Origin of the sequence: Flavobacterium fructosi (assembly GCF_042787335.1) — a bacterium.
In the GTDB taxonomy this organism is placed as follows: Bacteria; Bacteroidota; Bacteroidia; order Flavobacteriales; family Flavobacteriaceae; genus Flavobacterium; species Flavobacterium fructosi.
The window spans coordinates 73,937-86,140 of sequence record NZ_JBHZQA010000006.1; the positions used below are offsets into that span (position 1 = coordinate 73,937).

11 protein-coding genes are annotated in these 12,204 nt (G+C 34.8%); all 11 read right to left on the reverse strand.

The features are described from left to right. Positions 1–132: 132 nt before the first annotated feature. Positions 133–1,203 (reverse strand): M20 family metallo-hydrolase, encoded by a 1,071-nt coding sequence (locus ACFX5D_RS10815; protein WP_379858205.1) that lies wholly within the window; start codon positions 1,201–1,203, stop codon positions 133–135. Beyond that, on the reverse strand, positions 1,200–1,985 hold the full coding sequence (gene argB / locus ACFX5D_RS10820; RefSeq protein WP_379858206.1) for an acetylglutamate kinase: 786 nt from the start codon (positions 1,983–1,985) through the stop codon (positions 1,200–1,202). Before argB ends, ACFX5D_RS10815 begins: the two co-directional genes overlap by 4 nt. Next, positions 1,975–2,922: an N-acetylornithine carbamoyltransferase gene (locus ACFX5D_RS10825; RefSeq protein WP_379858207.1), complete on the reverse strand. Its 948-nt coding sequence runs from the start codon at positions 2,920–2,922 to the stop codon at positions 1,975–1,977. Before ACFX5D_RS10825 ends, argB begins: the two co-directional genes overlap by 11 nt. Before the next feature lie 73 nt (positions 2,923–2,995). Further along, positions 2,996–3,766 (reverse strand): glutamate 5-kinase, encoded by a 771-nt coding sequence (gene proB / locus ACFX5D_RS10830; RefSeq protein WP_379858208.1) that lies wholly within the window; start codon positions 3,764–3,766, stop codon positions 2,996–2,998. After that, entirely contained in the window at positions 3,750–4,946 is a 1,197-nt protein-coding gene (locus ACFX5D_RS10835; RefSeq protein ID WP_379858209.1) for a glutamate-5-semialdehyde dehydrogenase, read from the reverse strand. Before ACFX5D_RS10835 ends, proB begins: the two co-directional genes overlap by 17 nt. Before the next feature lie 87 nt (positions 4,947–5,033). Then, the gene (locus tag ACFX5D_RS10840; protein ID WP_379858210.1) at positions 5,034–6,170 is read right to left on the reverse strand and encodes an aspartate aminotransferase family protein; all 1,137 of its coding nucleotides are present in this window, start codon (positions 6,168–6,170) and stop codon (positions 5,034–5,036) included. Positions 6,171–6,283: 113 nt separating this feature from the next. Further along, the gene (gene argC / locus ACFX5D_RS10845; protein ID WP_379858211.1) at positions 6,284–7,261 is read right to left on the reverse strand and encodes an N-acetyl-gamma-glutamyl-phosphate reductase; all 978 of its coding nucleotides are present in this window, start codon (positions 7,259–7,261) and stop codon (positions 6,284–6,286) included. Continuing rightward, positions 7,254–8,447, reverse strand: a complete 1,194-nt coding sequence (locus tag ACFX5D_RS10850; protein WP_379858212.1) for an argininosuccinate synthase — start codon at positions 8,445–8,447, stop codon at positions 7,254–7,256. The genes argC and ACFX5D_RS10850 overlap by 8 nt, the downstream gene beginning before the upstream one ends. Before the next feature lie 4 nt (positions 8,448–8,451). Then, a complete protein-coding gene (locus ACFX5D_RS10855; RefSeq protein WP_379858213.1) occupies positions 8,452–9,069 on the reverse strand; it encodes a GNAT family N-acetyltransferase in 618 nt (205 codons plus the stop codon). Positions 9,070–9,539: 470 nt separating this feature from the next. Beyond that, complete coding sequence (locus tag ACFX5D_RS10860; RefSeq protein ID WP_379858214.1) at positions 9,540–10,724, reverse strand: hypothetical protein; 1,185 nt, start codon at positions 10,722–10,724, stop codon at positions 9,540–9,542. 133 nt (positions 10,725–10,857) lie between these two features. Next, positions 10,858–12,141: a fumarylacetoacetase gene (fahA, locus tag ACFX5D_RS10865; RefSeq protein WP_379858215.1), complete on the reverse strand. Its 1,284-nt coding sequence runs from the start codon at positions 12,139–12,141 to the stop codon at positions 10,858–10,860. Positions 12,142–12,204: the final 63 nt, after the last annotated feature.

The following is a 12,204-nucleotide window of genomic DNA, read 5'->3' on the forward strand; positions in this document are numbered from 1 at the left end:
TAATTAGATTTTTAGACTGTTAGATTAGCCCCGATAGCAGTGGAAATCCTTTTATTTTTTTTCTTTAAAAAAATAAAAGATTGCAACGAATAGCGGGATTAGCTCCTCCTTCGACTGCGCTCAGGATGACTTTTATTGTTTGAAAAAATCAGTTAGTATTTTGATATACAATTGAATTCCTTCTTCTATTTCGTTTATAAATATAAATTCGTCAGCCGAATGTGACCGTAGGGTTTCACCAGGTCCTAATTTCAAGGATTGACAACTCAAAACCGATTGATCCGAGAGGGTAGGCGACCCGTAAGTGGTTCTTCCCAGTGCGATTCCGGCTTGTACTAATTCGTGTGCAACAGGAATTGATGACGCATTCAAATGCATCGAACGCGGATTGACTTCGGCAGTCAAATGTTTTTTTACAATATCTAAAATTTCTTGATTGTTATAGCAATCATTCACTCGGATATCGACAACCAAATGACATTCTGCGGGAACTACGTTGTGTTGTTTACCTGCAGTGACTTGTGTTACGGTCATTTTTACAGGACCTAAAACCTCCGATATTTTTTCGAATTGATAACTGTTAAACCATTCGATAACGGGTATCGCATTGTAAATAGGATTGTCAGGATTGTTGTGTGCTGCATGACTAGCGGTACCTTTTACGATAACATCGAGTACTAATAACCCCTTTTCGGCTACGGCCAATTGCATCAAAGTAGGTTCTCCCACAATGGCACATTCCAATTCCGGTAAATGTTTTAGTACGCTGTTTAATCCATTTTTCCCGCTGCTTTCTTCCTCGGCTGAAGCGACCATCACAATATTGTAAGGCAGATTTTCATTCGAATAAAAATGTACAAAAGTGGCTAAAAGTGAAACCAGACAACCTCCCGCATCATTGCTCCCCAATCCAAATAATTTGCCGTCTTTTACGATGGCTTCAAATGGATCATTAGTATAACCTTGGTTTGGTTTTACGGTATCGTGGTGCGAATTGAGTAAAAGTGTTGGCTTGGTTTTATCAAAATTCTTATTGAAAGCCCAAATATTATTATTCTCTCTTTCGAAAGGGATATTATTTTGTCTAAACCAATTTTCGATTAAAAGTGCTGTTTGGTCTTCTTCACTTGAAAATGAAGGCGTTTCAATCAGTGCTTTTAATAACGAAATGGCTTCTTGTGTAAGGATTTCTATACTCTTCATAGTGTAATTGTAGTGTACAACGCCGTTTTATCTTGCAACATCCTGTGATGACCAATTTTTATTTTTTGAACTCCTTTGGATAAACTATTGAAACAGTTGTCTAATTTAGGAATCATACCAGAATGTATGGCGCCTTCAGCTTTTAAATTGGAATATAATTCTTGATTTATGTTCTCAATTACGGATGCATCATCTTCGGCATTATATAAAACGCCGGGTTTTTCGAAGCAATAATTCAAAGTGACATCAAAAATTTCTGATAAAGCAATCGCTAATTCGCTAGCAATGGTATCGGCATTCGTGTTTAATAATTGTCCTTTTCCATCGTGTGTTATCGCGCAAAATACAGGAACTATTCCACTAGAAAGTAACGTTTGTAATAAGTTTGTATTCACTTTTTTTACATCGCCCACAAAACCATAATTGATTGTAGGATGGTTTCTTTTATCCGATAGAATTAAATTCCCATCAGCACCAGAAAACCCCATCGCATTGGTGGAATTAGCTTGTAATTGAGCAACGATATTTTTGTTGATTTGACCTGCATAAATCATCACAACTACATCAAGCATAGCGGCATCGGTAATGCGTCTTCCATCAATCATTTGAGGAACTAAACCAATACTTTCCGCCATTTTAGTAGCTGATTTTCCACCGCCGTGAACGAGTACTTTATAGCCTTCAATCTGAGAAAAATCAGATAAAAATTGTTTTAATTCCGTTGGGTTGTCAATAATGTTTCCTCCAATTTTTATTAGCGTTACCGGTTTTTTATTTTCCATTTTCCAATATTTTTTGCAACACTAATTGTGCAGCATAGGTTCTATTGTTGGCTTGTTCGATAACAATTGAATTTTCACTGTCAATCACTTCATCCGTTACAATTACATTACGTCTTACTGGCAAACAGTGCATGAATTTCGCATTGTTGGTCAGTTTCATTTTATCTGCAGTTACAGTCCAATTTGGGTCGGAATTTGTAATCTGACCATATTCGTTATAATTGCTCCAGTTTTTGGCATAAATAAAATCGGCGTTTTCGAAAGCTTTGTCTTGGTCGTATTCAATCTTGGAGTCTTTCGTGATTTCAGGATTCAATTCGTAGCCTTCAGGATGTGTAATGACAAAGTCTGCGTCTTGTAACTGCATCATTTGCACGAAGGAATTGGGTACCGCTTGAGGTAAAGCTTTAGGATGTGGAGCCCAAGTCAAAACTACTTTTGGACGGTATTCTGTTTTGTGTTCGGCCATAGTTATTGCATCGGCTAGCGATTGTAATGGATGCCCTGTAGCACTTTCCATATTAACGATTGGCACAGTGGCATATTTTAAGAAACCCATAAGAACGGTTTCGGCATTATCTTTTTCTTTGTCTACCAATCCGGCAAAGGCCCTGATGGCAATAATATCGCAATATTGAGAAACAACTGCTGCCGCTTCTTTAATATGTTCCGAAGCACCGGAGTTCATGATGGCTCCATCTTCAAATTCTAATGTCCAACCTTCGCTGGTAAAATTCATTACCATCACGTTCATTCCTAAATTCAAAGCTGCTTTTTGTGTACTCAAACGCGTTCTTAAACTGGAATTAAAAAACAACATTCCTAAGGTTTTGTTCTTACCCAGTTTTTTGTTTTTAAGGGGTTTTTTCTTGATTTTTAATGCTTCTTTCACCCATTTGTTGAGCGAATCTATGTTTTGTATGGAGATGTAGTTCATTGTAGTTGTGAATTATGAATTATGAATTATGAATTGTCCAAAAATCTAACAATCTAAAAATCCAATATTCGAATTAAATTATTTTAGTAAATGGTATTTCGTTTTTTAAAGCTTTCAAAATAAAATTGTCTTCCAAGCCATTGACAATCCAGGTTTCGATATTAGCGGCTTTGGCAATTGCCGATGCTTCTATTTTAGATTGCATTCCACCGGTTCCGTGCGAAGATTTAGAATCGCCAATCTCTTTTTCTAATAATTTTAAATCGGTTACCAAAGAAATGGTTTCAGGAACTGCGTCATGAATGGATGATTTGGTGTAAATCCCGTTCGTATTGGTAGCAATGATTAAAATGTCAACATTTAATAAAACAGCGGTTAAAGCGGCTAATTTATCGTTATCACCAAACCGAATCTCATCCGTTGCTACGGTGTCATTTTCATTGATAATCGGAATGTAATTGTTTTTGACTAACACATTGATGGTGTTCACGATATTTACTTTGGATTGTTCTTTTTCGAAATCAGAATAAGAAAGCAAACATTGCGAAATTAGCAATCCTAAATCACTAAAATTTTCATGATAAATCCGCATTAAATGTGGCTGGCCAATTGAAGCCAACGCCTGTTTTACAAAAACATCTTTGTCTTGACTTTCCAGTTTAACAAATTGTTTGGCAGCAGCAATCGCACCAGAACTGACAATTACAAATTCATAATCATCTTTCAGCGCCGCTATTTGCATTCCAATATCTTCAATCTTTCCTCTCGAAATGTGATTGGTTTCTTTGGTTAAGGTATTGCTTCCTAACTTTAATAAAATTCTTTTTTTACCTGATTTGTCCATTTCCGTAAATATACCACTTATTAGTAACTAAATGTTGCAATCCAATTGGTCCACGTTGGTGTAATTTGTCTGTGCTTATGGCTAATTCGCCTCCTAAACCAAATTGTCCTCCATCAGTGAATCGGGTAGAGGCGTTTTGATATACGGCTGCAGTATCTACATTTTCCATGAATTCCTGGGCAATTGCATCATTTTTTGTGATTATCGAAGCGGAATGACCGCCACAATATTTATTTATTTTGGCAATCGCTTCTTGATCCGAATTAGTTGTTCCAATAACAATTTTATAATCTAAAAACTCTTCATGCCAAATTAAATCCGATTCAATCTGAGGAACGTTTGTTACTTTTGAAATACTTCCATCTCCCAAAACAGTAACGTTTCTTTGTTGTAATTCCTGAACGATATTGGTAGCAAAAGCTTCCCAATTTTCAATATTGGTATCAATTAAAACTTTATCTAAAGCATTGCAAACAGATATGTTTGAGGTCTTTCCATTTATTATTATGGAAAGTGCTTGGTTTAAATCAGCTTCTGCGTTTACGTACACAAAATTATTTCCTCGTCCACTTATAATCACTGGACATGTGGCGTGTTTTTTTACAAAAGCGATTAATTTCTCCCCACCACGAGGAACGATTAAGTCCACTTTTTGTGTTGGTTTCTCTAAAAATGCCTGCGTTTCTTCCCGATTGTAATTCAAGTATTCCACCCATTCTGTAGCCACATTGTTAGCTGTTAAAGCTTGATGCCACAATTCTACAATTTTCAAGTTGGATTGTAAGGATTCTTTTCCGCCTTTCAATAGAATTTTATTTCCGGATTTGAAAGCGATTCCGCCAGCTTCAACAGTAACATCGGGTCTGGATTCATAAATAATCATTACGGTTCCAAAAGCCGCTGTTTTATTGATTATTTTCATTCCGTTTTCATGGTCGAAATTAAAACGTTCTGCGCCAATAGGATCTTCTTGACTGGCTAATTGTTGCATGGATAAAATCATGCCGTCAATTTTGGCATCATCCACCAGTAAACGTTTTTCCATCGCTAAATCATCCCCAGAATAATTATTGATATCCTGTTGATTCACCGTTATAAGGGTAGCTCTTTCTTGTTCAAGAAGTTCGGCCATGAGGCTTAAAACTGAATTTCGTTTTTCTATTGGTAATACGTGGTTCATTAGTTTTTGGTTTACTATTTTAGAAAAAAATCTAAACATATAAGTCACATAAGTTTAGGAGCTTAGATGACTTATATGTTTAAAAAATCATTTCAATTCTGCCAATGTTTCTTTTAAAGCTATAATAAAGGTGTCGATTGCTTCCTTTTTGATTGTCAATGGAGGAAGGATTCTTAATAAGTTTTTATTATTAGCATTTCCCGTAAAAATATGTTTGTCCATAATCATTTTTTTACGAAGTGTACTTACGTCAAAATCAAATTCTACACCTAGCATTAATCCTCTTCCTTTTACTTGAATTACTTCAGGAACTTGTTGGATTGCTTCTAAAAAATAGGTGTAAACGTCATTTACGTTATCCATTAATTTTTGGCTTTCAATCACATCCAAAACTGCTATTCCAGCGGCGCAAGCCAAATGGTTTCCACCGAAAGTAGTTCCCAATAATCCATAACTTGCTGCGAATTTTGGAGAAATCAAGATTCCTCCAATAGGAAATCCGTTACCCATTCCTTTCGCCAGACAAATAATATCTGCTTTGATGTTATGATGTTGGTGTGCAAAAAACTTTCCGCTTCTTCCGTATCCTGATTGCACTTCGTCTAAAATCAAAACGGCATCATATGCTGCGCATATATTTTCTAATGCCTGAAAAAATTCAGTTGTACCTTGGTCTAAACCGCCAACTCCTTGGATTCCTTCAATAATTACAGAAGAAACATCTCCTTTTTTTAATTCATTTTCTACCAACTCGATGTTATTCAAGGGTAAAAAAGTAACGATTTGTTGCGCATTGATTGGCGCAACAATTTTTTTGTTATCTGTAACCGCAACTGCTGCCGAAGTTCTTCCATGAAAGGAATTATCAAAAGCAATTACACGAGATTTATTGTTGTGAAAAGAGGCTAATTTCAAGGCGTTTTCATTGGCTTCAGCTCCAGAACTGCACAAGAATAAAGTATAGTCTTCCAATCCGGAAAGTTTTCCTAATTTCGCTGCTAATTCTACTTGCAATGGATTCTGAATCGCATTCGAATAAAAGCCAATATTATCCAATTGATTTTTTAATTTGGCAACATAATCCGGTTGTGTGTGTCCAATGGAAATTACTCCATGACCACCATATAAATCTAAATATTCCACTCCTTTTTCATCTGTAATAGTACAATCTAATGCTTTTACAGGAGTGATGTTGTATAATGGGTAAACGTCAAATAAGTTCATGTTTTAATTATTTAAAGATTTAAAAATTGAAAGATTTAAGCCTTTTTTAAATCGTTGTGTTTAGAATCTTAATAATTTTTCAATCATTAAATCCTTCAATCTTTTAATTATTTCTAGAATCCGCTTGGTTTCAAATGCAATCCTGTGGTTTCATCCAATCCAAACATTAAATTCATGTTTTGAATGGCTTGTCCTGAGGCTCCTTTTGTCAAATTATCAATTACTGAAGTAATCAGTAGCCGGTTTCCTTTTTTCATTAAACTAATAATACACTTGTTCGTTTGAACTACTTGTTTCATATTGATTCCAGTGGTAGTAACCGTGACAAAAGGCTGGTCTTTGTAAAAAGCCTCATATTTCGCCACTATATCTTCTAGATTTTCTTCGATTGTTGTGTATAATGTTGCAAAAATCCCTCTCGCAAAATCCCCTCTGTTGGGTACAAAAATCAATTCGTTGGTATAATCCGCCTGCAATTGGTTGACACTTTGGTTTATTTCACCCAAATGTTGGTGCTCAAAAGCTTTGTAATGTGACATATTATTTGATCTCCAACTAAAATGCGTCGTTTCCGAAGGTGAAACTCCAGCTCCCGTGCTTCCTGTTGTGGCATTGATGTGAACATCAGTCGTAAGCATTTCGTTTTTGGCCAATGGCAATAATGCCAATTGAATCGCTGTTGCAAAACAACCTGGATTTGCAATAAACTGAGCGTTTTTGATCACCGATTTATTCAATTCGGGTAAACCGTATACGAAAGATTTATTATCGAAGTCTTTGTCTTTCGTCAATCTGAAATCATTTCCTAAATCGATGATTTTGGTATGACTTGCAAATTGATTGTGCTCTAAAAACAATTTTGATTTACCGTGTCCTAAACACAAGAAAACAACATTCACATTTGGATTTACAGTATCGGTAAAATTCATTTCGATATCGCCCATCAAATCGTGATGCGCAACCGAAAGTGGTTTTCCGGCGTTTGTTGTGCTGTAAACAAAATCAAGTGTAGCGTTGGGATGAAACATCAATATTCTGATGAGTTCCCCCGCTGTGTAACCAGAACCACCAATTATTCCAATATTAATCATGGGTCAGTTTATTTACAGATGAAAATATGTTTTGGGCATTTCCAAGAATTTTGATAAATCCTTTGGCGTCGTCCGATGTCCATGCGTTGTTCATTTCACCGTATTGACCAAAAGAGGTATTCATTAAGTCATTTTCAGATTCAATTCCGTCCAATGTGAAGTGATATGGTTTTAGAGAAACGATAACGGTTCCGTTTACAGTCGTTTGAGTGTCTTCAAGGAAAGCCTCGATGTTTCTCATCACAGGGTCTAAGAATTGTCCTTCATGAAACAACATGCCGTACCAGTTTCCTAGTTGTTCTTTCCAGTATTGTTGCCATTTACCCAGCGTATGTTTCTCTAATAAATGGTGTGCTTTGATAATGATTAAAGGTGCAGCGGCTTCAAAACCAACTCTTCCTTTAATTCCGATAATGGTGTCACCCACGTGCGTGTCTCTACCTATAGCATATGCGTTTGCCAGTTTTTCTAATGCAACGATGTTTTTTGTTGGGGTGTCTAATGTCCCGTTGATGCCTACTAATTGTCCTTTTTCAAATTGTAGTGTCACTTTCTCTTCTCCAGTTTTTTGCAATTGAGAAGGATACGCTTCACTTGGTAAAGTTTGATTTGAGGTCAATGTTTCTTTACCACCTACGCTTGTTCCCCATAAACCTTTGTTGATGGAATATTGTGCTTTTTCCCAAGAATAATGAACTCCATTTTGAGCCAAGTAATCCACTTCTTCCTGTCTTGATAATTTTAAATCCCTGATCGGAGTTATGATTTCAATTTCGGGAGCAATGGTTTGGAAAATTAAATCAAAACGAATTTGGTCATTTCCTGCACCAGTACTTCCGTGAGCAATCGCTTCGGCACCTACAGATTTCGCATATTTAATCGCTTCGATAGCTTGAAAAACACGCTCTGCACTTACTGATAATGGATAGGTATTGTTTTTTAATACATTTCCATAAATCAAATATTTAATGGCTTTATCGTAATATTTATCTACAATGGTAAGATTTGCATGTTGCGCACTTCCTAATTCGTAGGCTCTTTCTTCAATGGCGGCTAGTTCCTCTTCATCAAATCCGCCTGTATTTATAAGAACGGTATGAACTTCATATCCTTTTTCGTTTTTTAAATATTTTAGGCAATAGGAGGTATCTAATCCTCCGCTATAAGCTAATACAACTTTTTTCATACTATTATTTTTTTAAGAAAAGCGCTTGTTTAATTGATTTTAATCTATTGAGAACTCTTATGTTAAATGGATGTTTTGGCGGATCTTTTGGTTTTTCTTTTGGGTCAAACAACATTCCAGTACACAAACACATTTTGTTGTCTTTGCTTTGTAAAATCTCAAAATTAGTACAGGTTTTACAACCGGCCCAAAAAGATGGATCTGTCGTCAATTCTGAAAATGGAACTGGTTTATAACCTAATTCAGAATTGATTTTCATTACTGCTAATCCAGTTGTAATTCCGAATATTTTGGCATCTGGGTATTTCTCCAATGAATAGTCAAATACTTTCGATTTTATTTGTTTTGCCAATCCTAAATTTCTGTAATCAGGATGAACTATCAATCCTGAATGTGCCACATATTTACCGTGTTCCCAACTTTCGATATAACAAAAACCAGCAAATTTTCCGTTGTCTAATGCGATGACGGCATCTTTGCTTTCCATCTTTTTTTGAATGTATTCAGGAGTTCTTTTTGCAATACCAGTACCTCTCAATAAAGCTGATAATTCAATGGTTTCACATATTTCTTGTGAATATTTATAATGTTCTTCCTGAGTTGTAATTATTGATATATTCATTTCAAGAGTTGAATTTTAGATTTATAAAATAAGTTGCAATTTTGTTCTGAAATACTTTCTCTCTCGCACTGAATTAAAAAACTAAAATACAAATTTATAGTCCAATAAATTGAAGAGCAAGATATTAATGAAAAATGAATGTTGATTTTTGGATGTACTACTCCAATGGGAAATAAATGTGATTTCAAAACGGTAAAATGAAAAATGAATAAAAATAAAACAAAAGACTTTTGGAAACTATACTAATAGCATCCGTACTTCGGGAGAAGTAGTCGGTTTGTTTGTCCGTGAGATAGGAGTTATATTTATAATTGTATTATTCATTACTGCAAAAGTACACTAATTTTTATAACACAATACTGGTTTTACATTTTCTAACAAAAAATTAAGGTATTGTTGTATTTTTTAAAATAAAAAACCTCCGTGAGAAATTGATTTTCAACACGGTTTATAAATAGATTATTCTGTGATTAGTTTATAAATGGGTTTCTAGAAATAACTTCTTTTATTTTGGATTTCAAATCTTTGCTAGTATCATAAACCATTTGTTCGTAGCTAGGGAAAGCAACGGCTTTTTTATCAAAATTTGAATAATAATTATCGTCAGAGGCGCGTCTGTCGCCTTTATAGGTGGAATAAATATTTTCAAATATAAACTCGCTGGTTATTGGGAAAGATTGTAAAAGTTGATTGTTTCTGAAATTTACATAATCTATTTTAGCAGTAATCTGGCAAGACTTAAATTGTCTAAATTCGTAGATACGAGCATTTACAGTTTTAAGATTATCCACCATTACAACTTTACCTTTTTCATCAACTACTTCTTTTCCATTGGTATCAATAAGTTTTTTAACGCCATCTTTTATCACACGTTCTTTTACAAATTCTCTTTCTTTGATTTGTTCCGGTGAAATATAAATCTGTCTGAAATTAATTTTCATTTCGTAATCATAATCAATTTCTCTTAGTTTGCTATTGTGGTAAACCGTCCATTTATCGTTTAAACCATATGTACTAAAATCCAGTAAATCATTTCGTAAACCAATAGGAATAATCATGTTAGTTTCGTTTTTGGTATTCACAAAAACATAATCGGAACCTTTGAATTTTGCATCGTCCATCAATTGCAAAACATCTTTGTAATTGGGATTTATTTGATTTAAATAATCTAAATCATCATACGCCTTTCGGTAATTCATCTTGTCAGTAGTTGTCATTAATTTTTTTGCATTAGCATATAAATAAGCGGACACAACATTTTTACTTTCTATGATTTGATTGTTATAGTTGTCAAAGGGAAAAATGCCATTTCTATCTTCTTTGATTAATCTTAAAGGAAGCAAAGGTTTGATTTTTTCCTGCCGAATATTCAATTGTAAATAGGTGTTGTATATTTTTTCCAATTGTGCGGGATTTGCATCCTTTGTCAATAAATTCAGGGTATTTAGATCGCGTTCTTTTGCTTTAGTGAAAGCCTCTTCCAGTAAGTAAACATAATCTTGTTTGCCTTTTTTATCTTTGTTGGTTCGCAAATTTGAAACAGCATTATCAATTGCCTGATCATAATTTCCTGTACTCAATAAATTTTGGGTTTGTTTGACACCACAAGACCAAACAAGGATAAAGAAGGATAATAAAAGAGTAATTTTTTTCATAAGGATAAAAAATTAGTAAATGATTATTTGAAGCTGTATTCTATTTTTTGATTGAAATTTTTTAAAAATTGTCATAAAAAAACCTAACAAAAATAGAATAAATGTTAGGTTTTAGAATGTGTATTTTTTATTTTTATTTTCTCACAAAAGGTGGGAGTAATTTACTGGAAACTTCACCAAAACCAATACGAACCTGTCCGTTTTGACAGAATCCTTTCATAGTTACGGTATCATTATCATTGATGAATTTACGTTCAGATCCGTCTTTTAGCTTGATAGGATTTTTTCCGCCCCAAGTTAATTCTAACATCGAACCAAAACTTTCAGGAGTAGGTCCTGAAATGGTGCCTGAGCCCATCATGTCGCCAGAATTTACGCGACAACCATTAGAGGTATGATGCGCTAGTTGTTGGCACATTGACCAGTATAAATATTTAAAATTTGACTGAGAAATAACAGTTTCTTCACTATTTTCAGGTTGAATCGCCACTTCTAAATTAATATCAAAAGAATGTTTCCCTTTTTGTTGCAGATAGGGAAGTGGGGTTGGTTCTTGTTTTGGTCCTTTTGTTCTAAAGGGTTCTAAAGCATCCATTGTTACAATCCATGGTGAAATTGAAGTCGCAAAGTTTTTTGATAAAAAGGGTCCCAGCGGAACATATTCCCATTTTTGAATGTCACGAGCACTCCAGTCATTCAACAAGACCATTCCGAAAATATAATCTTCAGCTTCCGTTACGGGAATATTTTCTCCCATAATATTGACATCAGTTGTTATAAAAGCAGTTTCCAATTCAAAATCGACGGAACGAGAAGGGCCAAAAACGGGTGTAGTTTCGCCATTTGGCAATGTTTGTCCCATGGGTCTGTGTACTGGAATTCCCGAAGGAACAATAGAGGAACTTCTTCCATGATACCCTACAGGGATGTGAAGCCAGTTGGGTAATAACGCGTTTTCTGGATCACGGAACATTTTTCCTATATTAGTTGCGTGCTCTTTGCTGGAATAGAAGTCTGTATAATCACCTATTAGTACCGGTAATTGCATTTCTACATCTTCCATTTTGAAGATCACAATATCTCGATCTTTTATATTATCTCTTAATGTTGGATTTTTTTCGTCAAAAATTTCGGCAATACGATTTCGAACCAATCGCCATGTTTTTTTGCCATCCGAAATAAAATCATTCAAAGTGTCTTGCATGAACATATCATCCGTCAGCTCAATACCTTCAAAATAATTTAATTGTTGTAAAGCACCCAAATCGATTGCGAAATTACCTATTCGTGTCCCCACAGTGACGACATTTTCCTTAGTGAGAAAGACCCCGAAAGGAATGTTTTGGATGGGAAAGTCATTGTTCTCTATGACTTCCAGCCATGATTTTCTGTTAGTATCGTTAGCTGTTATAGGCATGATGTGTTAATTATTTTGTTGAAAATTACTCATCAAATATATTATAATCTAACTATTTACCAA